This window comes from Corynebacterium sp. MSK019 (genome assembly GCF_030232425.1).
Lineage (GTDB): Bacteria > Actinomycetota > Actinomycetes > Mycobacteriales > Mycobacteriaceae > Corynebacterium > Corynebacterium jeikeium_D.
Window position 1 is genome coordinate 23,914 of record NZ_JASPJT010000010.1, and the last position, 26,211, is coordinate 50,124.

Sequence of the window (26,211 nt, forward strand, 5' to 3'; positions counted from 1 at the left end):
GCATTAGCCACCACTCCACTAGCCGCCACAGCACTAACCGACTCAGTTGCCCCGCCCCGCCTGCTCAACTATCTCGGCACACCTCTTGTGGTTAGCTCCGGTGGCTTAAATCTGCACCATTGTGCGTAAGGCGCTGGGGACCGTCGTAAAGTAAACGACATGTCTTCTCACGCAGGAACTAACGGCAATGAAAATGAGGTACCTCACGGCAGGGCCAAATCCAATAAGGGCACGCCGTTGTGGTTGCTTGCCGCAATTGCAGTTTTCGCCGTCGCGTGGGGTGGCAACGAATTCACGCCGCTGATGGTGATGTACCGCGAAAATGCCGACCTGGCGCCGGTGTTTATTGACCTTCTATTGCTGGTCTACGCCCTCGGTATCGCGCCGGCACTGCTGATTTCCGGCCCAATCTCGGACCGTATCGGCCGTAAGCCGGTGATGCTCGCCGCGCCGGTTCTCTCGATTTTGGGGTCGACTCTTATTGCGTTGGGCGAGACTACCGCCCCGCTTATCCTTACCGGTCGCTTTATCTCTGGCTTGGCAGTCGGCATTGTCATGGCCGTGGGCGGCTCGTGGGTAAAGGAGCTCTCTGATTCGCGCTTTGACCCCAAGGCCAAGTCAACCTCAGGCGCGAAGCGTCAGTCCATGGCGCTGACCTTGGGCTTTGGTCTGGGTGCGGGAATTGCCGGCACGCTAGCGCAGTTCGCACCGCTGCCGGGGCAGTTGGCTTATATCATCCACATCCTGATTTCTATCCCGACAATCTTCGGTCTGGTGGCTGTGCCGGAGACCCGCCAGTCTCCGCACCTGGGCGGCAGCAACGCCCCGCACGAAAGCGTCTGGGAGTCCCTGCGTACCCCTTCGGTAACTAACCGTCGCTTCCTGCTCGTCGCCGCGATGGGAGCGCCGTGGGTCTTCGGTGCAGCCGGTGTTGCCTACGCAATCATTCCGTCGTTGCTGCAGGACCACGTCTCCCAGCCAGTGTTCTACTCCGCGATGGTCACACTGTTCGCGCTACTCTGCGGTTTCGGTATTCAGCAGATTGGTCCACGCTTTGTGACCGAGCACAACGCCCGCGGTTCGCTAATCGCAATTGGCATCGTGGTTATCGGCATGGGAATGGCCGCATGGATGTCCGCCAACCCCACCGCAGTGACGGCGTTCATTGCAGCGCTGGTGTTGGGCGCCGGCTACGGTCTGTCCATGTTTACCGGCCTCAACGAGGTACAGCGCATCGCTGGCCCACGCGATATGGCTGGTCTGACCGGTATCTTCTACTGCCTGACCTACGTCGGCTTCGCATTCCCGGCAATTCTGACCAAGCTCTCCGAGTCCATCTCCTGGATGACCTACCCGGTCATGCTCGGTGGCGGTATGGTCATCGCCATCTTGATGGGCTTGGTTATTTTCTTCAATTCCACTGTCAACCTGCCACAGCGCGCTGAGTAATCTCGCATTCCTCGGAAGACTAATCAACCCCGTCAATGTGAGGTTGGCACACGTATAAGCGGTTTTCCTTACTAAGCGCCTATAGTTCTTCCTATGGAGAAGCACAAGAACGAATCACCGGCCACCGCGATGACAGAATCGTCGGCAAGCGCGAAACCGCGCGCGCTGGTGACGGGTGGTGCGGGATTTATCGGTTCGACGCTGGTTGACCGGCTACTGGCTGAAGGGTACGCGGTCACGGCGCTGGACGATCTCTCCCACGGAAAGCTGGAAAACCTCCAGCAGGCATCGCTTAACGACGACTTTGAGTTCATAACCGCCGATGTGCTGGAGGTGGACTGGGACGAGCTGCTCGAGCAAAGCGGCCCGGAGGTTATTTTCCACCTCGCAGCGCAGATTGATGTTCGGATTTCCGTGGCCGACCCGGTGCGAGATGCGACGCTGAACATCATTGGCACAATCAAACTTGCCGATGCGGCCCGAAAGCACGGTGTCCGCAAGGTTGTGTTTACATCTTCGGGCGGTTCCATCTACGGCACGCCGGAGGAGCTTCCGGTGACGGAAAACGTGCCGGTCAATCCGATGAGCCCCTATGCCGCCTCAAAGGCAACGGGCGAACTGTACTTGAATATGTTCCGCAATCTTTACGGGCTCGAATGCTCGCACATCGCGCCGGCGAATGTGTACGGCCCGCGGCAGGATCCGCACGGCGAGGCCGGTGTGGTTGCTATTTTCGCCCAGCGACTGCTGGCGGGAGAGCCAACCAAGGTATTCGGTGACGGAGGAAATACCCGCGACTATGTCTATGTCGACGATGTGGTGGATGCTTTCTACCGCGCATCCGGCGAGGTCGGTGGTGGAATGCGCTTTAATATTGGCACCGGCGTAGAAACCTCGGATCGGCAGCTGCACTCGTTGGTGGCGCAGGCTGCGGATGCCGAGGATAATCCAGAGTTTGCACCGCCGCGCACTGGTGATGTGGCGCGGTCGGCGTTGGATCCCACGCGGGCGCGTGAGGTACTCGGCTGGGAGCCAGCTATGAGTATTCAGGAAGGTGTTGCTCGTACTGTGGAGTACTTCCGGAATCAGGGCTAGCGCAGCTTACGCGGGCGGCTTCGCGCAGTCGTCCGCGTAGGTTAGCCGTGAGTCAGCCAGGTTACTTGCCAGCTTCCTCCGCGCGCTTGGCGTGGATGAGAGCCAGCTCGATATTGTCCTCGAACACGTCGAGAGGCTGTGCGCCCGAGACGAACTGAGTACCAACGAGGAAGCCCGGAGTACCGGAAATGCCCAGCATGGAACCGAACTGGGTGGCATTCTCGACCGCCTCGGTCCACTTGCCGTCCTTAAGCTCCTTTTCAAAGCGCTTCATGTCCGGCACACCGGCCTCACGAGCGACGGCAATCAGTTCCTTTTCAGTGAACTCCGGGTGGCCCTGGCCCTTTTCGCCGGCCTTCTTAAACAGCGCACGGGAGAACTCCCAGAACTTGCCCTGAGCTGCCGCGGCACGGCCGGCCTCAGCGTCCTTGATGGCCTTCTCACCATTGATGGCCATATCGTTCCACTCCAGGCGGACCAGTCCCTCATTGACGTACTTTTCCACGAGGGCAGACTCGGTTTCGTTTGCGAACTTCGCGCAGAACGGGCATTCGAAGTCCGAGTAGATTGAGATTACGACCGGCGCATCCACTGCACCGAGAGCAAAAGGATCATTTTCATTGCGGCGGTGGACATTGTCCATATCCTCCGGGGACTTCAGCTGCGCTCCCGCCTTTGGGCCGTAGATGCTGGCGTCGAAAGAGCCATTCGGGCCAGGTACAGGCGCAATTTCCCCCTTGCCTGGTGCAACGCCCGCCATGTTGACGGTGCTCACGCCGTTGAAGCTAGCCGAACGCGAGCCAGCGAAGAAGCCCGCTGCGCCGACAACGATCAATGCGACGACAGCTAGCGCCCATGCGGCGTTCGGAATCGAGTACCACGACTTGGTTTTTCCATCACTGTCGGCAGACCAGGACTCCAAGTCCTGTTCAGTGGGTACCGGCTGAGAAGCCTGCTGGGGTTCCTGCTGTGTCCCCTGCGGCGCTGCGTCTGCCGAGGGCTGCTGCGAATCGCTGCTGTTGTCAGCGGCGATGTTGTCCTTATTTTCTTCGCTCATGGCTTCTATGGAACCACAGCCTCAGATTCACATGCGCTTAGCGTGCCGATTAGTCGGACGGAGCGTTGTTCTCGGCGTTCGTCGCGCTGTCTTTTTGGCTGCTGTTCTGGCTGCCCGAAATCACAATTTCTTCTTCCGGACGCACAGCGGTCTTCAAGGCCACTGCACGAGCCAGTCGCGCGTAGCGTAGCTCCTGTTCGCGGAAGCGAATGTAGGACGACACCGTGGTAAACACGAACGCCAACACCAGTACGTAGAGCAGCAAATCGGTGCCCCGGGTCACACCAATCCAGTTGGCCACCACGGTCAGATCGTCGGGACGCACGATTGCCCACAGGCACGCGATGACGAAAACGACGAATCCCAGTTTCACGCCCGCCTTGGCGCGTGCTTTACGACGGTTAGCGACGAAGTAAGCCACCAGGCCCACCATCGCCAGCAGCAAAATAATTTGAACGATGGATGCGGTCATGGCAGCCTCTTCGAAATCAGGGAGTCGGCAAGGATATTGACACCGTTGAACAAGGATTGCCCTTTGGACATGGAGTATTCCGTGTAGAGGATGTCCACCGGCTGCTCAGCGGTACGCCAGCCTCTGTTGTCCATGACCTCGACAAATTCGGAGGCATGGCTCATACCGTTCATGCGCAGGTTCAGTTGCTCTGCCACCGTGCGGTTGAAGGCGCGCAGGCCGTTGTGGGCGTCGGTAAGACCGAGCCGGCGCGTGCGTGGTGACAACATGACCACCGTCTTGAGGACAATTCGCTTAATCAGCGGCACCTGGTCATCTTCGGCGCGAGGGCGGCCGAAACGGGTCCCCACAATGATGTCGATTGGTTCGCTGCGCAGTCGCTGCACCATGGCGACTACGTCCTTGACCTGGTGCTGGCCATCGGCGTCGAAGGTGACAAAGTACTTCGAGCCAGCCTGCGCGCGAGCGTATTCCACGCCGGTCTGGATAGCCGCCCCTTGACCCAAATTGACAGGGTGGTTGACCAGGTGAGCGCCAGCCCTGTGGATCTCCAGGCTGGAATTATCCGAAGAGCCGTCGTTGACCGCGACAATGTTGGGGAAGGTCTCGCGAGCGTGCTCGAGAACCTCACGAATAACCTGGCCCTCGTTGTAGCACGGCACAATCAGCCAGGTGTCCGAGAAATCCATGTTGTCAGTCATCGCTCCGAAGCCTACCGCACAAACAATCGTCGATACGCGCGTGACATGAGCTGAGTTGGCAAAAGTCGGAAAAGTGTCCGCACCGCCAAGTTAAACACCGCCCGCGGCCTGGAAATCAGCCCCTCAGCTACCAGCGTGCGCTGGAGCTGACGTTCACCGCGGATGATGCCGCGCGAGGTTCGCCGCTCGAACATGCCGTCGGCGCGGAAGTACACCAGCGGCTCGGGCAGATTCTCAAACTTCGCGCCGGCGGCCATGAGGCGCACCCAGAGGTCGTAGTCCTCCATCAGACGGATGTCGCGATACCCACCGACCTCACGCACCTTCGCCGTTCGCAGCATCGAGGAGGGGTTATTCACGGGCGAATTGATCTTGATATAACGCGCAATCTCGGCGTGCGTCTGCGGCAGGGTCCGCACACGCACCACATTGTCCGGCGTGCCCTCGAACTCCGCCATTGCACTGCCCAGCACATCCAACTCCGGATTAGCGGTCAGCACGTCCCACTGCTTTTCAAAGCGGTCCGCACGCGCAATATCGTCCGCATCCAGCCGCGCCACCCATGGCGTTTCCACCAACTGAAGACCCGCCTGCGAAGCCACTCCCGAGCCGCCATTTTCCGCACACCGCAGCACGGTCATCTCCGAATGCGCCTGCTCATGCTTGACGACGACCCGGTCGAGTTCCTGCTCGATCGGGCCATCGATGACCACAATGACGTGCGCGGCCGGACGCGTCTGGTTCCACAGCGACTGCAGCGCAGCATCGAGCTGGTCGGGGACGACGCGGTGGTAGACGGTCATGAGAACCGTGAGGTTAGTGATGGTGGACATGTGAGTCTCGAACCTTGGGAGTTGCAGGGGGATGTGGACGGTTTTTTTTGGGGGGGGGACGGCATTGGATGTGGGTGGTGTTATTCCACCGCAAAAGCCTCCGATACGGCTGACCTGGCAGCACGTGGGGAAAGTTTGCGCAGCGCAAGCAGGTGAATGACAACACCTACTGCAGAGCCTACGGCGATAGCCGCGACCGTGCGTACCGACAGGTGCCCAGGGAGGAAAAGAATGGCAACGGCGATCGTGGTCGCAGCCAACCAACCGATCAGATACATGTGGTGCTTTTCCACTGCCAAGGTGACCGAGCCGGTAATCATCAACATGGCGGTCAACGTCGCACCGAGCGTCAGCGCTGCGAGCACCGGCCCGGACACGTGATAGCTATCGTCCAGGATGAGAGTCATAATCCACGGGCCGATGAGCCATGCCAGGCCCGCCCCGAAGGTGCCGAAAGCAGCCAGCGCCCCCAACGGCTTGGCCAGCGCTGCCAGCACGCCTTCGGAGCGATGCCGGACAAAGCTCACAATGATGGCGTTTTGGAACTTCTCTAAGGGCATGAGCAGTGGAGCGCGGGTCAGCGTTACGGCGTAGGCGATACCCGCAATGGTCACCGCTGCGGTGAAGTTGTTGGCATGCGGCGGGGTAAGCGACTCGGCTATCCCTGCGCCAGTGGTGACCGCTTCGCCGGCAATCTTGACGATTGTCGGAAAACCTGTGACCAGCACAGCAGATGCGCCGGATGCGCCCATGGCCGTGACCATGAGAGTGATGAAGCGGCGCACCGGGACGTCGGCACGCGCGAACATGACCGAGCGGGTTGCCGGGGAAAACAGCGCGAGAATAAGCCAACTGACAGTGCCGAACACCGTGATAATCAGCCAGGCCAGCAGGCCCCAGCCGAAGTACCAGGCGATGAGTGCCAGAGCCACGCGCACGAGAATGTCAATCATGATTAGCGCGGCGTAGGGGCCCCACAGTTGGCGGCCGCTGAGCAGACCCGAGGTGGTTGCCTGCATAGAGTACAGCGCCAGACCAAAAGCCATGAGCAGAATTGCAGTGCCGGCGCCATCCTGCACGACCAGTGGGGCCCACAGCGGACCCGTCACTGCCATGGTGACGAAAGTAACTGCGGCGACGCCCAGGGACACTGTGATGGGACGAGCACCGAGAGTTTGACCCGCTTCCGAGGCTTCCTGCTCCTGGCTCTGCCCCTGCTCTCGATCCCGCTCCCGCGATTCCGCAGCACCGATTGCGCGCGTGGTCTCCTGCATCAACCCGCCGAGAACACCCGTGAGCGCGAAGAACAGTCCCCAAAACGCCACGAACTGCAGGTTTATAGCATTGGGAAGTGCGCGGGCCGAAATAATCAGCACCGCGAAGCTGCCTATCGCCGCGACAATCGTGGCCAGCGACAACCATTTGAAACCGGACATTGACGTGCCTCTAGCTCTCTAGTCCTTGGCCTTCGAGTAGCCGAGCTTTGCAAACTGAGCAGCCAGCTTCTCGTCCACGATTGGAGCACCATTATCGTCGATGCCCTGGTCAGCAGGGGAGCGCGTCGGGTCAGCGGGGAAGTTTGGCAAGGAGCTGCGTGATAGCCAGGAGTCAAAGATGACATCCAGGTGCGAGGTGGTGATGCCACGCTCACGGCACACGCGGTTGGCCAGTGCGCGGAAGTCCACTGCATCGACCACACTGTGGCGGTTAGTGGTGGTCCACTTGCGCACCAGGTCAAAGAACACTTCGTCGCCCAGCAGCAGACGCAGAGCGTGCACAGTCAGCGCGCCGCGCTTGTACAGACGGTCGTCGAACATCAGCTTTGGCCCTGGGTTGGCGATGACGATGTCCTGCTCTTCCTCAAGCAGATCCAGGTAGTGCTTGCGGGCGTGCACATCCGCGCTGGCACCGCCGCTGACCTCGGACCACACCCACTCGGAATAGCAGGCAAAACCCTCGTTGAGCCAGATATCGCGCCACTGCGAAATGCCGACACTGTTGCCGAACCACTGGTGCGACAACTCGTGGGCAATCAGTCGATTCCACGTGTCCTTGCCGTCGGCGTGGTTGGCTCCGAAGATGGACAGACCCTGTGCCTCGATGGGGATCTCCAGGTCGTCTTCACAAATGACCACCTGGTAGGCACGGAAGGGGTAAGGGCCAAAGAGCTTGGCGAATTCATCGAGCATGCGTCCCTGGTCGCGGAAGTCGTGGCGGGCATTTGCCACCAACTCAGAGGGCACCCAGGCCACTACGGTCGAGGTCTGGCACGGCAGCTCGACCTTCTTAAACTGGCCGACATTGATGGTGGCCAAGTAGGAGGCCATGGGCTCCTCGGTGACAAACCGCCAGCGGCGGCGCGATCCGCCCACGTTCACCGGAGCGTCGGCAAGCCCTGGTGCGACGACCTCGTAGGGAGCGTCGGTGACCATCGTGAACTCGTAAAATGCCTTGACCTCGGGATCGTCATCGCAGGGGTACCACGACGCCGCGCCCACCGGCTGCGATGCCACGAGTGCACCGTTTTCGAGTTCCTCCCAGCCAATTTCGCCCCACTTCGAGCGCACCGGACGTGGCGTGCCCGAGTAAGTCACAATCAGCCGCAGCGTCTCGTCGGGAGCCAACTCGCGGTCAAAGGTGACGCGCAGCTTGCGTCCCGAATGGCGCCAGCGCTTTACATCGATTGAGTGTGCCTGCGAATCGGAAATCGCATCCACCGAATCGACCCCCAGCGCATCCGCAAAGTCGAGCGTGATGTGTGAGGTCCAAGCATTGATTTCGATATGCAGAGTCGCCGTCGCCTTCAGACGATTCGGCCCGACCCGATAATCGAGGTCCAGCTCGTATTTGTTCACCCGGAAACCCAGGTTGAACGCAATACCGGTATAAGGATTAGTGAAATCAGCGCTACTCACGGCTGTTACCTTACTTGAGCTTGTTCCACAGCCACGTAGATATGAGTGCCTCGACGAACGCGACCTGCGAATTATCCGCCGCGCCCGCGTGCCCGCCCTCTGTGTTTTCGTGATAGTCCACCGGCTGTCCCGCTTCCTCCAGCAGCCACGCCAGGCTCCGCGCATGCGCTGGGTGGACGCGGTCGTCCCTGGTAGACGTCGTAATCAACGCTGGTGGGTAGGCGCGCTGCTCTCGCTTGACGACGCGCTGGACCGGCGAATACTGCGCAATCGCAGCCCGCTCGGTGGGGTCGTCCGGGTTTCCATATTCGGCCATCCAGGAGGCTCCCGCGGACAGCTTGTGATAGCGCATCATGTCCGCCAGTGGCACCTGGGACACCACTGCGCCCACCAACTCCGGGTAGGAGGTTAGGCAGACAGCGGTCAGCAGCCCGCCGTTGGAACCACCGCGCACGCCCAGCTGCTCGCGCGTGCAGTAGCCGCGTTCAACCAGGTCGCGCAGCACGGCCTGATGATCCTCATAGACCCTCATCCGCTCAGTCTTGACCACCGAGGAGTGCCAGGTCGGGCCGAATTCGCCACCGCCACGCAGGTTGGCCTCCACGAAGTACCCGCCCCGCTCGAGCCAGGTCAGGCCACGAATCGCCGAGTACTGCGGGACCAGTGAGACCTCGAAACCGCCGTAGGCGTGCACGAGGGTAGGGGCTGGGTTCGGAGCGGGTGTGGCTGTGGTTGTCTCTGCACTAGCGCCTGCGTCAGCACTTGCACCAGCCCCCGCGCCGAAGCGACCGGTGATGCGATACGGAATCCGCGTGCCATCGGCCGAAGTCGCCCAGTGCTGCCGCGTCTCCATCCCCTCACTGTCGAAGAGCGCCGGAGCACGCCGCACTTCCGTGAGCGGGCTGCCGACCTGCCCGTACCAGAGGGTTGCCGGCTGCGTTGCCGACGTCGAAACCAACCAGATCTCATCGTCGCGTTCAGAGGCTGTATCAATCACGCTCACAGTGGCTTGCGCAGGTAACTCGCCGAAAGCCTCCACCGGCTCCCACGAGCCCTCCCGCAAGACGACCAACTTCGTCGCGACATCCTCCAGCAGCGTCAACACCAGGAAATTCTTCGTCCACGCCAGTTGCTGGAACGAGGTGTGCGCATCAGGGGTGAAAATCACCTCCACCTCACGCGAGCCCGCCAGCCACTTATCGAGCTCCACAACGGCCACGCCACCAGCCGGAATGCCATTGAACTCCGTGCGCGGCATCAGCACCAACCACTGCCTATGGACACTCGTCCGGCAGTCCTGCGGTACCTCCAGGATCTGCAGGGAAAAGTCCCCATTCTGCTGCGCCGCCAACTTGCCCGGACGCTCCGCTGCCACGAACCGCTGCGAATTATAAAAATCATGCGCACGCTCGACAAACAGCCGCTCAAAACCCTCCGTCGCGTCGAACCAGCCGCCCACGGCCACATCATCACTGTGGCCCGAGAAAACCACATCCGCGCTTGACGACGGCATGCCGCGCCGCCACCTCCGCACCTGCCGCGGGTAGCCCGAATCCGTCAGTGACCCCGGACCAAAGTCACTGCCAACGAGAATTTCGTCACGACCCAACCAACAGACATCGGACTTCGCCTCCGGGAGGTAGAACGGCTCATCCTCCACAAAAGTGCAGTTGACGAGGTCAAACTCCCGCACCACAGTGGCATCGGCCCCGCCGCGAGAGAGCAGAATCAACGCGCGGTCATACTCCGGATAACGGCACACCGTGCCCTTCCAGACCCAGTTTTCTCCCTCGGCTTTCGCCAGCGCATCGAGGTCGATGAGATTTTCCCACTCGGTCGCCTGCGGATCCTCCTGGCCAGCCAGATAGCTCTGCAACGAGGTGCGCCGCCACAGGCCCCGAGGATGCTCGGCATCCCGCCAGAAGTTATAGAGGTACTCGCCGCGCCGCACCGGGTATGCGATCCGGGCATCGGTGTTGAGCGCAGCCAGGATGCGTTGTTCCAGGTTGGTGCGGTCGCTGGTGTCGTCGGCAAGCGAATCGACACCTGCGACGGTGGCCTTCGACTGCGCGCGAGCCCACGCCAGCGCCTGGGAGCCGTCGATATCGTCCAGCCAATCGGGGACAAGATCAGTGGAGAGGAAGGAGAGATTGTTGCCCAAGTCGGTGTCCGTGTCGGTGCCCATGCCCACCACCGTAGCCGACCGCAGTAGGTAAAACCGGGACTCGCGCGTGAAGTAAAGACAAGTCGTGCGTAGACTTGTGCACGTGGCTGAACATTTTGATCTTGTAGTACTCGGCGGCGGTCCTGGCGGATACGTCGCAGCAATCCGTGCATCCCAGCTGGGGCTGAAGACCGCTGTGGTGGAGAAGCAATACTGGGGCGGTGTCTGCCTCAACGTTGGCTGTATCCCATCCAAGTCTCTGTTGAAGAACGCCGAGGTGGCGCACATTTTCAACCATGAGGCTAAGACCTTCGGTATCTCCGGCGATGTCTCCTTTGACTTCGGTGCCGCACACGCGCGTTCGCGCAAGGTGTCCGCGGGCATTGTCAAGGGCGTTCATTTCCTGATGAAGAAGAACAAGATCACCGAAATCAACGGTTTCGGTGAATTCACTGGCCCGACCTCCATGGCCATCACTGATGGCGATGACGAAGGCAAGGAAATTACCTTCGATAAGGCGATTATTGCGACCGGCTCTGTCGTCCGTTCCCTGCCGGGCGTTGAGGTCGGCGGCAACATCGTTTCCTACGAAGAGCAGATTCTCTCCGACGAGCTGCCGGACTCCATGGTTATCGTCGGCGCTGGCGCCATCGGTATGGAGTTCGCATACGTCTTGGCTAACTACGGCGTGGATGTCACCATCGTCGAGTTCATGGACAACGTTCTACCGAACGAGGACGCAGACGTCTCCAAGGTTATTGCCAAGGAATACAAGAAGCTGGGCGTCAAGCTCATGACCGGACACAAGACCACCTCCATCGTGGACAATGGTGACTCGGTTGAGGTCAAGGTCGAGGCCAAGGATGGCGGCGACGAGCAGACTCTGACCGTCGACCGCGTTATGGTCTCCATCGGCTTCGCACCGCGCACCGAGGGCATCGGCCTGGACAAGGCCGGTGTTGAGCTGGGCGAGCGCGGCGAGATTGTCATCGACGAGTACATGCGCACCAACGTCGACAACATCTACGCCATCGGTGACGTCACCATGAAGCTGCAGCTGGCACACGTCGCTGAGGCACAGGGCGTTATCGCAGCTGAGCACATGGCGGGACACGAGACCGAGACCATCCCGGACTACAACATGATGCCGCGCGCAACCTTCTGTAACCCGCAGGTTGGTTCCTTCGGTAAGACCGAGGCGCAGGCCAAGAAGTGGGCAGAGGAGAACGGCCGCGAGATTAAGGTCTCCACCTTCCCGTTCTCTGCAAACGGTAAGGCCCAGGGTCTGGCGGAGCCGGCTGGTTTCGTGAAGCTCATTGCAGATGCTGAGTACGGCGAGCTGCTGGGTGGTCACATGGTGGGCGCCAACGTTTCCGAGCTCATGCCGCAGCTGGTTCTGGCTGAGAAGTACGAGCTGACCACTGAGGAAATCGGCCGCGCCGTTCACATTCACCCGACCATGTCCGAGGCTATGAAGGAAGCAGCCGAGGGCGTTATGGGCAAGATGATTAACCTGTAAGAGGTTGTGGCTTTGGCCTAGGGCCAGCCTTCGCTGGTCCTGGCTCAGGCAGATACGAGTTAGTGCTTAAGTTTATGACAGTTTGACCGTGAAAATCGGTGCGAAAGTGTCATAAACTTAAGCACTTTCTTTTTGGGGTCTTCCTTTTTTGGGGCATCCTGCGCGAACCAAGCCCCCGCAAACAGGCCAGCCCTGCGCCCGTCGTGAAGCGAACTAGTACGGCGAGACGGTGGAGCGGTGCATGTTGATGTCGATATCCCGATGAATCGGCGGGAACGCGCGCTGCGGACAGGCCTCGCGGGAGCAGACCCTGCAGCCGGCGCCAATCGGGGTGGCGGCATCGAGGTCCGCGAGATCGAGACCATCGGCGTACACGGTGCGCTCAGCGTGCCGGGCCTCGCAGCCCAAACCGATGGCAAAAACCTTGCCTGGCTTGCCGAAACGTGCCGCGTGATGTTCCACAGTACGGGAGATCCACATGTACGGCCGACCGTCGGGCATGAGCGCGACCTGCCGCATGACTTTGCCGGGATAGGAGAAGGTCTCGTAGACGTTCCACAGTGGGCAGGTACCGCCCGAATGCGTGAAGTGGAAGCCCGTGGCGGATTGGCGTTTGGACATGTTGCCCGCGCGGTCGACGCGCACGAATGTCCACGGGATACCGCGCAAGCTGGGCCGTTGCATTGTGGACAGGCGGTGGCAGATGGTCTCGTAGCCGACTCCATACGTGCGCGAGAGCAGCTCGATGTCGTAGCGTTTCGACTCAGCCATCGCATGGAACGACTCATACGGCAGAATCAGCGCCGCCGCGTAGTACGTCGCGACTCCGCGCTGCGCCAGCTTCCGCGACTCCTCCGACATGAAATGCCCGGACGCGACAGCCTCGGAAATGGTCTCGCCCTGCTCCAAAAACCCCAGCTCCGTGGCTATACGGAAGGCCCGCTGCCCCGGCGAGAGGTGCCGCGCGAGGTAGAGCGTCTTCGTCCGCCGATCAAGGCTGTGCTGCACATCGCCTAACGACGATTCCAGCGCAATCCGAATCCCATGGTCGTTGGATAGCCTGTCGGCCAGCACAGAGACGACATCGGTGGTCTCGTCGGTGATGCGCAGCTCGCGAGCCAGCTCCTCGGCGGCCGTGTCGACCGAAGCGATGTAGTTCTGGCGGGCGTAGAAGTAGTCGCGGACCTCCTCATGAGGCATGGTCAGCGCCTGTGAACCGGAGGCGGTGTCGGTGCTGTTGCCGAAGTTGCGCTCCTCGGTGGCCAGAGAGAGTTTGTCCGTGACGTTGCGGTAGCGGCGGTGAATGTCCACCATGATGCGGGCGATATCAGGGTGGTCGCGAACCATTTCCGAGATCTCCTGCAGATCCATGGGAGACTTAGCGATCTCCTTGTCCATTACCACGTCCTGGACCTCAGCGAGGAGGCGGGAGTCGTCATCTCGGGAGAAGAGAGTCGCGTCAACGCCGAATGTGTCCGTGATGCGGAGCAGCACGGGCACAGTCAGCGGGCGGACGTCGTGCTCAATCTGGTTGACGTAACTAGCCGAGAGGCCCAACGCCTGTGCGAGCGCAGCCTGGCTGAGGTCGCGCTCGCGGCGTAGCTGGCGGAGGCGGGATCCGACATAGGTTTTCGACATACTGCCCAGCATATCGCGGGCTTTGCTGAACTTGTGTAGAAAACCGTTGCAACCTTTGCTTACGTGTGTAGGTGCTGAGGTTCTCAGGCACGCTTCACGACGGCCCGGAGTCGACATGTCGATGAACACACAAAAACACCCAGCGAGGGCTGCAAGTGCAACCCTCGCTGGGTGTTGAAGTTAGGTCCTTGACCTAAGCCCTAAGCCGAGTGACTTAGAACTGACCCTCCTCGGTGGAGCCCTTCAGGGCGGTGGTGGAGGAGTTCGGGTCGACGGTGGTGGCGATGCGGTCGAAGTAGCCAGCGCCAACCTCGCGCTGGTGCTTGACAGCGGTGAAGCCGCGCTTCTCGGCAGCCTCGAACTCGCGGTTCTGCAGGTCGACGAATGCGGACATCTGCTCGCGAGCGTAGCCGTAAGCCAGGTCGAACATGCCGTAGTTCAGGGCGTGGAAGCCAGCCAGGGTGATGAACTGGAACTTGAAGCCCATCTTGCCCAGCTCGTTCTGGAACTTGGCGATTTCGTCCTTCTCGAGGTGAGCGGACCAGTTGAAGGACGGGGAGCAGTTGTAAGCCAGGAGCTGGTCCGGGTACTCAGCCTTGACGCCCTCAGCGAACTTCTTAGCCAGCTCGAGGTCCGGAGTACCGGTCTCCATCCAGATCATGTCAGCGTACGGAGCGTAGGACTTTGCACGCTCGATGCACGGCTCCAGGCCGTTCTGGACGTGGTAGAAGCCCTCGGAGGTGCGGTCACCGGTGATGAACTTCTGGTCGCGCTCATCAACATCGGAGGTGATGAGGGTAGCGGCCTCAGCGTCGGTGCGGGCGATGATGACGGTCGGGGTGTTGGAGACGTCAGCAGCCAGGCGAGCAGAGGTCAGGGTGCGGATGTGCTGCTGGGTCGGGATCAGGACCTTGCCGCCCAGGTGGCCACACTTCTTCTCAGAAGCGAGCTGGTCCTCCCAGTGGGTACCAGCGGCACCAGCGTTGATCATAGCCTTCTGCAGCTCGTAGACGTTCAGAGCGCCACCGAAGCCAGCCTCACCGTCAGCGACGATCGGCAGCAGCCAGTTGTCGACGGAGTCGTCGCCCTCGATGCGAGCGATCTCGTCTGCGCGGAGCAGAGCGTTGTTGATGCGACGAACGACGTTCGGCACGGAGTTAGCCGGGTACAGGGACTGGTCCGGGTAGGTGTGGCCGGAGAGGTTAGCGTCACCAGCAACCTGCCAACCGGAGAGGTAGACAGCCTTCAGGCCAGCGCGAGCCTGCTGAACGGCCATGTTACCGGTCAGTGCGCCCAGAGCGTTGATGTAGGAGTCGTCCTTAACGTTGACGCCTTCCCACAGGATCTCAGCGCCGCGGCGAGCGAGGGTGTTCTCCTCGACGACGGAGCCCTGGAGCTCAGCAACCTGCTCAGCGGTGTAGTCGCGGGTGATACCTTCCCAGCGCGGGTTCTCGTCCCAATCCTTCTGGATTTCGGCGGCGGTACGTGCCTTACCAACGTTAGACATAAACGGAGTCACTTCCTTTTGCTTGCTTTTTGAACTCCGGGTGCTGACTTAAGAACAATTCCGACAGAACCGATCTACAGGCTGACCCGATAGTGACCGCGGTGTCACGTGAATGCAGGGGCGCTAGCAAAATGCTGTACCCCTGCACGCAAACACGCGAACAAAAACAATGTCCGCTTCCGCGTGCCATGTCTCACATTTTGGGGCATAGCGCTACGTTCGTCAAGCAGCTTCCGATGTGAATTCAAGTATGTAATACGGATAACACTTGTGAAGATTGCAAACATTGTGATGTGTAGCTTGGCTTTAACAATTTTCGCCTGTGACCGGCCGGTACATTTGTACTGTTATTTCCCTATGGCTGGCTCGCTAATAATGTTCCCCCCGCTTTGGGGTGATTTATATTTTGGTAATTATCAAAGCTGGCCGTTAACAGTGTTTGGGGTTTAGGGGGTGTTTCGCTACCCCCGAAATTACGGCCGCAAAGGTAGAAACGGGCTTCTAAATACACTGCCGTTACACCGTCAGTACCCCGCCGGAGCATCCCTGGGTAGTGGCCAGGGTCTCGGTTGTCATCTCGCTTTTATGGTCTGGTTTGAAGGCGGAGACTGTAGCGACGTGATTGGTCGCTGGCCGTTGATGTGCAGGTCGTAATAGTAAATGCCTGTGAGGCACGACACTTTCCCATTGCGTGTGGTGTTCCGTGGCTGGAGGAAAGAGCGCCGGGGATGCTGCGGTCAATGCGGGTGGGGGAGGGCTGGTTGTGGCGTCAGGATTGAATGCCCGAATGGTCATCGGGGAGGGGTGGGGCCTGTTCGCGGGGTGCTCGTCGTAAAGCGAATGAAATGGCAAATGTGAGCGGCGCTATACCGGGCTGGCGGTTGGCGGTTATGGAAAAAGACGGTTCATAAGTGCGCCGAATCACATACAGTAGGGGAACAACGCATCCAGTGTGAGCCGCTGACGTGGCCATGGCTGGATGGGCAAATTGCAATCAATAGTTTTGAGGAGAGCAATGGCACAGCGTATTTCGGCAGGTGGAATGCAGGTCGCGAAGGTTCTTTACGACTTCGTTAATGACACCGCACTCCCCGCCGCCGGCATTGAGGACAAGGACGCGTTCTGGAACGGCTTCGGTGACATTGTCGCTAAGTACACTCCGCGCAACCGCGAGCTGCTGGTCAAGCGCGATGAGCTGCAGGAAAAGCTCGACGCTTGGTACAAGGAACACCCGGGCGAGCAGAATCAGGATGAGTACGTCGCATTCCTGAAGGAAATTGGCTACCTCGTTGACAACCCGGGTGACTTCCAGGTCACCACCGCTAACGTCGACACCGAGATCACTTCCACCGCTGGCCCGCAGCTGGTTGTGCCGGTCCTCAACGCCCGTTTCGCCATCAACGCTGCGAACGCACGCTGGGGCTCGCTTTACGACGCGCTGTACGGCACCAACGCTATTCCTGAAGATGGCGGTGCGGAGAAGGACACCCCGGGCTACAACAAGGTCCGCGGTGACCGCGTTATCGCATGGGGTCGTAACTTCCTGGACAAGGCTCTGCCGCTGGTCGACGGTTCCCACGCGGACGTCACCTCTTACGACATCGTCGACGGTCACCTGCAGGCAACCCTGGAAGGTGGCGCTACCTCCGGTCTGCGCGAGCCGGAGACCCTGGTCGGCTACACCGGCGACAAGGACGCACCGGAGTCCATTTACTTCAAGCACAACGGTCTGCACATCCAGCTGCTGATTGACCCGGAGTCCCCGGTTGGCAAGACCGACAAGGCTGGCGTCAAGGACATCATCCTGGAAGCCGCTGTCACCAACATCATGGATCTCGAGGACTCTGTCGCCGCAGTTGACGCTGCAGACAAGACCCTGGGTTACACCAACTGGTTGGGCCTGAACGTCGGTGACCTCGCAGTCGAGTTCACCCGTGGCGGCAAGAAGCTGTCCCGTACCATCAACGACGACCGCACCTACACCGCTCTTGACGGTTCCGAGGTCACCCTGCACGGTCGTTCCCTGAACCTGGTCCGTAACGTCGGCCACCTGATGCAGAACCCGGCCATCCTCGACCGCGACGGCGAGGAGATTTTCGAGGGCATCATGGATGCCGTCGTCACCGCTGTGTGTGCAATCCCGGGCCTGGACCAGGACAACGCACGTAAGAACTCCCGTACCGGTTCGATCTACATCGTGAAGCCGAAGCAGCACGGCCCGGATGAGGCTGCATTCACCAACGAGCTGTTCGCAGACGTTGAGAAGCTGCTGGGTCTTCCGCACAACACCCTGAAGGTCGGCCTGATGGACGAGGAGCGTCGTACCTCCGTCAACCTGGACGCCGCCATCAAGGCTGTTTCCGAGCGTGTCGTCTTCATTAACACCGGCTTCATGGACCGCACTGGTGATGAGATCCACACCTCCATCCAGGCTGGTCCGATGTTCCGCAAGGCTGTCCAGAAGACCGCTCCATGGATGCTGGCTTACGAGGACAACAACGTCGACTCCGGTCTGGCACACGGCCTGCAGGGCAAGGCTCAGATTGGTAAGGGCATGTGGGCCATGACCGAGCAGATGGCCGAGCTGCTGGAGCAGAAGATCGGTCAGCCGAAGCAGGGTGCTTCCACCGCGTGGGTTCCGTCCCCGACCGGTGGTGTCCTGCACGCTACCCACTACCACGAGGTTGACGTCTTCGGCGTTCAGGACAAGCTGCTTACCGACGGTCGCCGCGACACCTTCGGTGATCTGCTCACCATCCCGGTAGCGGCAGCTAAGGCTGGCGAGCCGGGCGCTGACTGGTCCGATGAGGACAAGGCCAACGAGCTGGATAACAACTGCCAGTCCATCCTGGGCTACGTTATCCGCTGGGTTGAGCAGGGTGTTGGCTGCTCCAAGGTGCCGGACATCAACGATGTTGACCTGATGGAGGACCGCGCTACCCTGCGTATTTCCTCCCAGACTCTGGCTAACTGGCTGCTGCACGGTGTTGTCACCGAGGAGCAGATCATCGATTCGCTGGAGCGCATGGCCGAGGTCGTTGACCGCCAGAACGAGGGCGATGAGGCATACCTGCCGATGGCTCCGGACTTCGACAAGTCCATTGGTTTCCAGGCCGCCAAGGAGCTCATCCTCGATGGTGTGAACCAGCCGTCCGGTTACACCGAGCCGATCCTGCACCGCCGTCGCCTGGAGTTCAAGAAGCGCGAGGGTATCGACCAGGATTAATTCTTGGTCGGGCTGCGGCTGCCGAGCCTGAAATAACAAAATAGATATCCAAACTGCCGGCGCGCATGCGCGCCGGCAGTTTTGTTTTTCGTGCAGGGCGAGCTTGTGCCGGGAGCACTCGCATTGGGTGCTCGGGTTGGAATCGCACCATGATTCTCAGATTCGAGATACCCGGGTTCACAAGCGGGGTAGGGGCAACGTTGCTAGCGTTGATTGGGAAGTTAATTGAGAAAATGCAGTCTGCAACGTCCAAGGAGCTGCGACCCCCCCATGACTAATTCCACGACCGACAGTGCTACCAACCTCGCTAAGGCCAAAGAATTCCTCCATAGCGCGGGCGCAATCCTCTTTGACCTCGACGGAGTGATTACCCCTACCGCCGATGTGCACGAGCAGGCGTGGGCGGACATGTTTAGTGACTACTTCGAGCACAAGGGTGTCTCGGCCTACACAGAGGAGGACTACTTCACCTACCTCGATGGCCGCCGCCGCGATGAGGGCATCGCAGCAATCCTGGAATCTCGCGGCATTTCGCTGCCGCACGGTAGCGATGAGGACACAGCGAAAGACGAGACGATTGTCGGACTCGGGAAGCGCAAAAATGATGACTTCTTGGCGCGAGTCGAGAGGGGAATTGAGGCCTACCCGGGGTCGGTTGCGCTGCTCGACGAGTTACAGGGCGCGGGGGACTCGTCGGCAAGCGAAAAACCGCAGTTGGCGGTGGTTAGCTCGTCGAAGAACGCGGTGCCGGTGCTGACGGCCGCTGGGCTGCGTGAGCGGTTCGTGGAGATTGTTGACGGCGTGGTGGCGCATGAGAACAACCTGCCGGGTAAGCCAGCCGCCGATACTTTCGTGTACGCGGCGAAGAATCTGGGGGTGGCGCCGCGCGATGCTGTGGTGGTCGAGGATGCCATCAGTGGTGTGCAAGCGGGTGCAGCCGGCGCATTTGGTCTGGTCATTGGTGTTGACCGCGGTGCTGGTGCGGAAGCGCTGCGCCGAGCGGGCGCCGACGTTGTGGTCAGTGACTTGGCGGCACTCGTCTAGGCTGGCTCGTGACAAATGGCTGAGACAAAACCGGAAGGCATCATGGCCAACGATTCGACCACGGCAGCAGTCGACGAGACCGAGCGTGTGATTCCGCAGGGGCAGGGTCACGACGCGGAGACCGCAGAGGCTGAAAAACAGGAGGAGACGGTGTCCCCAGTTCGTCGTAAGCAGCGTCGTAACTTCCCGGCGGATCGTGCGGATAAGCACCACCACCTTGTAAATGCCGAGGGACTCATGGACCGAGACATCACTCCGGTCGATGAGTGGCGTCTGATTGAGACGAAGCCGAACGGCCTCCCGCTCGGTTTGGGCGAGACGCTGTTTGCGCTGTCGAACGGGTACATCGGCATGCGTGGCAACCCGCCGGAGGGCCGTGACTCCAGTGAGCACGGCACTTATATCAACGGTCTGCATGAGACCTGGCCGATTAGGCACGCCGAGGACGCCTACGGCCTAGCCCGTCAGGGGCAGACGATTGCCAATGCTCCGGACGCCAAGGCAATGCGTCTCTACATTGACGATGAGCCCCTGCGTCTCGGCAATGCTGAGGTCAGCGACTACGAACGTAGCCTGGATTTCCGCGAGGGTGTGCTGCGTCGTCGGTTCATTTGGCGCACCCCGGGTGGCAAGCGCGTTCGCGTCACCTCTGAGCGCATGGTGTCTTTCCAGGAAAAGCATGTCGCCGCGATGAGTCTGGAAGTCGAGCTGCTGGATGCGGATGCTGCGGTGATGATTAACTCGCAGATCCTCAACCGCCAGGACGGCGAGGACGAATACCACGATGCCGCTAAGGCGCAGGGCACCGAACTGGATCCCCGTCGTGCCGAGGCGCTGGAAGACCGCGTTCTCATTCCGGCATTTCAGTCGGAATCGGCGCACGGGCAGCGCTCGACGCTGGGCTACCGCTGCGCGAACTCCGGTATGACCGTGGCTACCTCCATGGACCACACCTTTACTGTCCGCACTCCCGACGGCACGGAGCCGTTCGTAGAGATTTCGCAGTCGACCGAGCCGGATGTGGCCAGCTCCCTGTTCAACCTGGATGCGCCGGTCGGCACTGTCATACGCCTGGAGAAGCTGGTCGCGTACCACTCCTCCCGTAAGGTGCGTGCCGAAGAGCTGGCATTCCGCTGTGAGCGCACCCTGAACCGCGTCGGCCGCATCGGCATGCTGGGGCTGATGGAGAACCAGGAGGAGTGGCTCGAACGCTTCTGGGAGCGCTCTGACGTGGTCATTTACAATCAGCCGGAGATTCAGCAGGCAGTGCGCTGGAACATTTGGCAGATTATCCAGGCCGCCGCCCGCGCCGAATTCCAAGGCGTCCCGGCCAAGGGAATGACCGGCACCGGCTACGGCGGCCACTACTTCTGGGACACGGAAATCTACGTGACCCCATTCCTTACCTATACGTCGCCGCAATTCTCGCGCAATGCCATGCGTTTCCGCTGGGACATGCTCGAAGCCGCGTGGGCGCGTGCCGACGAACTGGCGCACGACGGTGCCCTCTTCCCGTGGCGCACTATCAATGGTCAGGAGTCCTCGGCCTACTTTGAGGCCGGCACGGCGCAGTACCACATCGATGCGGACATCGTGTACGCGATGATGAAGTACGTCTATGCCTCCGGCGATGAGGAGTTCCTGCTCAAGGAGGGCACGGATCTGCTGCTCGGCACGGCCAGATTCTGGATGTCGCTGGGATTCTTCGATGCCGAGCATCGAGAGTTCCAGATTCACAGCGTCACCGGTCCAGATGAGTACAACACGGTGGTGAACAACAACCTGTACACCAACGTGATGGCGCAGTATAACCTGCGGGTTGCTGCGGACGTCGTCAAGCAGATGAAGCGTGATCGCCCTGCTGCCTATCGCGAACTGACCAACCGCTTCGACCTCACTGAGCGCGAGGTTGAAGAGTGGGAGCAGGCCGCTGAGGCGATGTACATCCCGTTCGATGAGAAGCTCGGCATTCACCCTCAGGATGACCAGTTCCTGCTGCGTAAGCGCTGGAATCTCGACGATCCCGAAGTTGGCCCGCTGCGCCCGCTGCTGCTGCATTACCACCCGCTGACGATTTACCGTCACCAGGTCATTAAGCAGGCGGACGTCGTCCTCGCACTGTTCCTCATGGGCAATCGCTTTACGACGGAACAAAAGCGCGCAGACTACATGTATTACGATCCGCTCACCACCGGTGATTCCTCGCTGTCCGCCGTTGTGCAGTCCATTGTTGCGGCCGAGTTGGGCTTGCAGGAGCAGGCAATGGACTTCTTCCTACGCGGACTCTATGTGGACCTGGCGAACTTGCATGGCAACGCTGCCGATGGTGTCCACGTCGCATCTGCCGGTGGTGTGTGGCAGTCCCTGGTCTATGGTTTCGGTGGTTTCCGCGATCATGACGGCCGCTACAGTATTGACCCGCGTCTGCCGGAGGACTGGAGTGGTCTGACGTACCGAGTCACTATTCGTGGTTGTCGTATCCGAGTGACGGTGCGCGGCCGCACGGTGGAAGTCGTCCTGGAGGAGGGAGACCACCAGGTTGGGCCGATTATGGTCGCAGGACATGAGGTGATCATTGGTCCGGAGCCGTTGACCGTGGTGATGGCGAACTCGGATCAGAGCGAGGATTAGTCGGACGGCTTCGGCCGTACACGGTGCCAATAGGGGGGGGGATTGCCTGTTGGGGGTGGCTGTTTGGGCCTTTGGGGAATTCGGCAGGGGTAAAAATAAAGAATTTCGCAACATAATTATTGAGTATTAAATCCGTCCACCTGAGAAAAGTGGGCGGTTTTTTATTTTCGTGCTATTTATGTTGCGTTATTAGCTAGTTTGGGCGGGGGAAAAATCGGCAAAAGTCGGGGTAGGGGCGTTTTTATGGTGGGGGAGAGGGTTTATGCAGCGACGACGTCAGAAGTGGCTAAAATGCGATAACCTGAGAAAAGGCGGAGAAAAGACCTAGGTAACCTGTGAAAATCCCCACCCAAAAGGGGGAAAAATGTTTACCAGGCGCTGTGTGACTTTAGAGTGAATATGACACTGGAGGTGCCATGACTGTTAAAAGTTCAAACCGTGACGCAATCGCGCACGGCAAAATTAATGTAGAACCGCTGCGCGAGCAGCCTAAATACCCTTCATGGGCTCTGAAGCTGACCATGGCCGTCACTGGCGTGCTGTTTGGCCTCTTCGTTATTGTCCACATGCTGGGTAACCTGAAGATTTTCGCTGGCGAGGAAGACTTCAACGCATACGCGACCTTCCTGCGCACTGTCGGTGCTCCGGCAGTTCCGAACGAGGGCATTCTGTGGATTTTCCGCATTGTCCTGCTGGTAGCTATTGTCCTGCACATTTTCGGTGGCCTCACCCTGGCTGCACGTGCTAAGCAGTCCCGCGGCAAGTTCCGCCGTCAGGGCATGGTGTCCAGCTGGAACACCTTTACTGCACGTTCGATGGTGATCACCGGCATCGTGCTGCTGGCCTTCATCATCTTCCACCTGCTGGACCTGACCATCGGTGCTGGCGTTGCTCCGTCTTCTTTCGAGCACGGTGAGGCGTACCAGAACGTGATTGCGTCCTTCTCGCGTCCGGGTGTTGTTGTTTGGTACATCATTGCGCAGCTCGCTCTGCTGCTGCACCTGTCCCACGGTCTGTGGACTGCTACTTCCGACCTCGGTATCACCGGTAAGCGCTGGCGCAAGGTTCTGCTGTTCCTGTCCGGCCTGCTGCCGCTGCTGGTTGTTGTCGGCAACATCTTCATCCCAGTCGCCGTCCTGACTGGTCTGGTCTCGTAGGTCGAGGAGGAAATTTACTATGACTAACACTGAAGCAACCGTCGCTGCGGACTTCCGCGCGCCGGAAAGCGTTGTCGACGGGGTCAAGATCGGCAAGGTTCTGTCCGATAACTCCCCGGGTGACAAGGTCTCCATGAAGGACCACTGGCAGTACCAGAAGGATCACGCCAACCTGGTTTCGCCGCTGAACCGTCGTAAGTTCCGCGTCATGGTCGTCGGTACCGGCCTGGCTGGTGGCGCTGCCGCTGCTGCCCTCGGCGAGCTCGGTTACGACGTGCAGGTTTTCACCTACCACGACGCTCCGCGCCGTGCGCACTCCATTGCTGCACAGGGTGGTGTCAACTCCGCTCGCGGTAAGAAGGTCGACAACGACGGCGCTTACCGCCACGTCAAGGACACCGTTAAGGGCGGCGACTACCGCTGCCGCGAGAACGACTGCTGGCGTCTGGCTGTAGAGTCCGTCCGCGTCATCGACCACCTGAATGCAATTGGTGCTCCGTTCGCTCGCGAGTACGGCGGTACCCTGGCAACCCGTTCCTTCGGTGGTGTGCAGGTCTCCCGTACGTACTACACCCGTGGTCAGACGGGTCAGCAGCTGCAGCTGTCGACTACCTCGGCTCTGCAGCGCCAGATTGGTCTCGGCAACGTCGAGATCTTCACCCACAACGAGCTGGTTGACATCATCGTCGCCGACGGCCGTTGCCAGGGTGCCATCATGCGTAACCTCATCAATGGTGAGCTGACCGTTCACACTGCTCACGCAGTTATTCTGGCTACCGGCGGTTACGGCAACGTCTACCACATGTCCACGCTGGCCAAGAACTCCAACGCTTCGGCCATCATGCGTGCATACGACCAGGGTGCTTACTTCGCATCCCCGTCCTTCATCCAGTTCCACCCGACCGGTCTTCCGGTCAACGCGCACTGGCAGTCGAAGACCATTCTGATGTCCGAGTCGCTGCGTAACGACGCACGTATTTGGACCCCGAAGAAGAAGGGCGACGAGCGCCCGGCCAACGACATCCCGGAGGACGAGCGCGACTACTTCCTGGAGCGTCGCTACCCGGCATTCGGTAACCTCGTCCCGCGTGACGTCGCTTCCCGTGCCAACTCTCAGCAGATTAACGCCGGCTACGGTGTTGGTCCGCTGAAGAACTCCGTCTACCTGGATCTGCGTGACGCAATTGAGCGCCTGGGCCAGCCGGTCATCAAGGAACGCTACTCGAACCTGATTCAGATGTACGAAGAGGCAATCGGTGAGGACCCGTACAAGGTTCCGATGCGCATTGCTCCGACCTGCCACTTCACCATGGGTGGTCTGTGGTCTGACTTCAACCAGATGACCTCCATCCCGGGTCTGTTCACCGGTGGCGAGGCATCCTGGACCTACCACGGTGCAAACCGCCTGGGTGCAAACTCCCTGCTGTCCGGTTCGGTCGACGGTTGGTTCACCCTGCCGTTCACCATTCCGAACTACCTCGGCCCGCTGCTCGGTACCGACCGCCTGGCTGAGGATGCCCCGGAGGCCAAGGAAGCACTGGACCGCGCTCAGGCTCGCCTGGACAAGCTGATGAGCATCCAGGGTAAGCACGGCGCTGAGTACTTCCACCGCCAGCTCGGTGAGATTCTCTACCGCGACTGTGGTGTGGCCCGTAACAAGGAAGACCTGGCTCGCGGTATCGAGGAGATCCGCGAACTGCGTAAGGCATTCTGGTCTGACCTGTTCATTCCGGGTGAGCCGAACGAGATGAACCAGCAGCTCGAGTACGCTAACCGCGTTGCTGACTACATCGACCTCGGTGAGCTCATGTGTGTCGACGCCCTCGACCGCGATGAGTCCTGCGGTGCTCACTACCGCGATGACCACATCTCCGAAGATGGCGAGGCAGAGCGCGATGACGCTAACTGGTGCTTCGTTTCCGCATGGGAGCGAGGCAACAATGGTCCTGCATGGGATCTGTCCGGTCACGAATTCATTCGCCACGCCGAGCCGCTCACCTTCGAAGCCGTCCCGCTCATGACAAGGAACTACAAGTAATGAAACTGCACCTTGAAATCTGGCGCCAAGCAGGTCCGAACGTCGAGGGACACTTTGAATCCGTTGACGTTGACGACGCCGTCGCAGAGATGTCGATCCTGGAGCTGCTTGACCACGTCAACTCCAAGTACGTCGAGTCCGGCAAGGAGCCGTTCGCGTTCGCATCTGACTGCCGTGAGGGTATCTGTGGTACCTGTGGTCTGAACGTCAACGGTCGTCCGCACGGCCCGGGCCAGAACACCCCGACCTGTCAGCAGCGTCTGCACCAGTTCAGCGATGGTGACACCCTGAAGATCGAGCCGATGCGCTCCGCCGCATACCCGGTCATCAAGGACATGGTCGTTGACCGCTCCGCTCTGGACCGTGTCCTCGAGCAGGGTGGCTACGTCTCCATCAACGCTGGTACCGCTCCGGATGCAGATACTCTGCACCTGAACCACGAGACCGCTGAGTTCGCACTTGACCACGCAGCCTGCATCGGCTGTGGTGCTTGTGTCGCAGCTTGCCCGAACGGTGCTGCACATCTGTTCACCGGCGCAAAGCTGGTTCACCTCTCCCTGGTCCCGCTGGGTAAGGAAGAGCGTGGCAAGCGTGCCCGCAAGATGGTTGACGAGGTCGAAGGCACCTTCGGTCCGTGCTCCCTCTATGGTGAATGTGCTGACGTCTGCCCGGCCGGTATCCCGCTGACTGCGGTTGCCGCCGTTACCAAGGAACGAGCTCGTTCGTTCTTCCGCGGTAAGGACGACTAAACTCTTTCTCGATTAG

General features: G+C 60.1%; 18 protein-coding genes. 9 read left to right on the forward strand and 9 right to left on the reverse strand.

Annotated elements, in window-relative coordinates:
• The first annotated feature begins 159 nt into the window (after nucleotides 1-159).
• Nucleotides 160-1,449, forward strand: a complete 1,290-nt coding sequence (locus QP982_RS08190) for an MFS transporter (protein ID WP_070827639.1) — start codon at nucleotides 160-162, stop codon at nucleotides 1,447-1,449.
• 129 nt (nucleotides 1,450-1,578) lie between these two features.
• On the forward strand, nucleotides 1,579-2,544 hold the full coding sequence (locus tag QP982_RS08195; protein WP_038629306.1) for a GDP-mannose 4,6-dehydratase: 966 nt from the start codon (nucleotides 1,579-1,581) through the stop codon (nucleotides 2,542-2,544).
• A 61-nt stretch (nucleotides 2,545-2,605) separates the two neighbouring features.
• On the opposite strand, the gene QP982_RS08200 is transcribed toward QP982_RS08195, so the two are convergent.
• The 7 genes from QP982_RS08200 to QP982_RS08230 form a co-directional block, all read right to left on the reverse strand.
• On the reverse strand, nucleotides 2,606-3,601 hold the full coding sequence (locus tag QP982_RS08200; RefSeq protein WP_049172390.1) for a DsbA family protein: 996 nt from the start codon (nucleotides 3,599-3,601) through the stop codon (nucleotides 2,606-2,608).
• A gap of 49 nt (nucleotides 3,602-3,650) precedes the next feature.
• A complete protein-coding gene (locus QP982_RS08205; protein ID WP_049172389.1) occupies nucleotides 3,651-4,073 on the reverse strand; it encodes a DUF2304 domain-containing protein in 423 nt (140 codons plus the stop codon).
• On the reverse strand, nucleotides 4,070-4,762 hold the full coding sequence (gene ppgS, locus QP982_RS08210) for a polyprenyl-phospho-N-acetylgalactosaminyl synthase PpgS (protein WP_016421953.1): 693 nt from the start codon (nucleotides 4,760-4,762) through the stop codon (nucleotides 4,070-4,072). The genes QP982_RS08205 and ppgS overlap by 4 nt, the downstream gene beginning before the upstream one ends.
• A 23-nt stretch (nucleotides 4,763-4,785) precedes the next feature.
• Entirely contained in the window at nucleotides 4,786-5,607 is an 822-nt protein-coding gene (locus QP982_RS08215; RefSeq protein ID WP_049172388.1) for a glycosyltransferase, read from the reverse strand.
• A gap of 80 nt (nucleotides 5,608-5,687) precedes the next feature.
• Complete coding sequence (locus tag QP982_RS08220) at nucleotides 5,688-7,043, reverse strand: lipopolysaccharide biosynthesis protein (protein WP_284870404.1); 1,356 nt, start codon at nucleotides 7,041-7,043, stop codon at nucleotides 5,688-5,690.
• 18 nt (nucleotides 7,044-7,061) lie between these two features.
• A complete protein-coding gene (locus QP982_RS08225; protein ID WP_070595100.1) occupies nucleotides 7,062-8,522 on the reverse strand; it encodes a M1 family metallopeptidase in 1,461 nt (486 codons plus the stop codon).
• 10 nt (nucleotides 8,523-8,532) lie between these two features.
• A complete protein-coding gene (locus QP982_RS08230; protein ID WP_284857013.1) occupies nucleotides 8,533-10,707 on the reverse strand; it encodes a prolyl oligopeptidase family serine peptidase in 2,175 nt (724 codons plus the stop codon).
• 82 nt (nucleotides 10,708-10,789) lie between these two features.
• On the opposite strand from QP982_RS08230, the gene lpdA reads away from it, so the two are divergent.
• Entirely contained in the window at nucleotides 10,790-12,205 is a 1,416-nt protein-coding gene (gene lpdA, locus QP982_RS08235; RefSeq protein ID WP_042389081.1) for a dihydrolipoyl dehydrogenase, read from the forward strand.
• Between the two features lie 213 nt (nucleotides 12,206-12,418).
• Here the strand turns inward: lpdA and ramB are convergent, their stop codons facing one another.
• Entirely contained in the window at nucleotides 12,419-13,843 is a 1,425-nt protein-coding gene (gene ramB / locus QP982_RS08240) for an acetate metabolism transcriptional regulator RamB (protein WP_284870405.1), read from the reverse strand.
• Nucleotides 13,844-14,057: 214 nt separating this feature from the next.
• Entirely contained in the window at nucleotides 14,058-15,350 is a 1,293-nt protein-coding gene (gene aceA / locus QP982_RS08245) for an isocitrate lyase (RefSeq protein ID WP_016421960.1), read from the reverse strand.
• 1,015 nt (nucleotides 15,351-16,365) lie between these two features.
• On the opposite strand from aceA, the gene QP982_RS08250 reads away from it, so the two are divergent.
• The 6 genes from QP982_RS08250 to QP982_RS08275 all read left to right on the forward strand — a co-directional run bounded on the left by QP982_RS08250 (nucleotide 16,366) and on the right by QP982_RS08275 (nucleotide 26,195).
• Entirely contained in the window at nucleotides 16,366-18,576 is a 2,211-nt protein-coding gene (locus tag QP982_RS08250) for a malate synthase G (RefSeq protein WP_049192971.1), read from the forward strand.
• Nucleotides 18,577-18,846: 270 nt separating this feature from the next.
• Nucleotides 18,847-19,620 (forward strand): HAD family hydrolase, encoded by a 774-nt coding sequence (locus QP982_RS08255; protein WP_179078196.1) that lies wholly within the window; start codon nucleotides 18,847-18,849, stop codon nucleotides 19,618-19,620.
• Between the two features lie 15 nt (nucleotides 19,621-19,635).
• Nucleotides 19,636-22,251: a glycoside hydrolase family 65 protein gene (locus QP982_RS08260; protein WP_284870406.1), complete on the forward strand. Its 2,616-nt coding sequence runs from the start codon at nucleotides 19,636-19,638 to the stop codon at nucleotides 22,249-22,251.
• A gap of 416 nt (nucleotides 22,252-22,667) precedes the next feature.
• Entirely contained in the window at nucleotides 22,668-23,408 is a 741-nt protein-coding gene (locus QP982_RS08265) for a succinate dehydrogenase cytochrome b subunit (RefSeq protein WP_284870407.1), read from the forward strand.
• Nucleotides 23,409-23,427: 19 nt separating this feature from the next.
• Nucleotides 23,428-25,446 (forward strand): fumarate reductase/succinate dehydrogenase flavoprotein subunit, encoded by a 2,019-nt coding sequence (locus tag QP982_RS08270; protein WP_070439099.1) that lies wholly within the window; start codon nucleotides 23,428-23,430, stop codon nucleotides 25,444-25,446.
• Nucleotides 25,446-26,195 (forward strand): succinate dehydrogenase/fumarate reductase iron-sulfur subunit, encoded by a 750-nt coding sequence (locus tag QP982_RS08275; protein WP_016421966.1) that lies wholly within the window; start codon nucleotides 25,446-25,448, stop codon nucleotides 26,193-26,195. The genes QP982_RS08270 and QP982_RS08275 overlap by 1 nt, the downstream gene beginning before the upstream one ends.
• The last annotated feature ends 16 nt before the right edge of the window (nucleotides 26,196-26,211 follow it).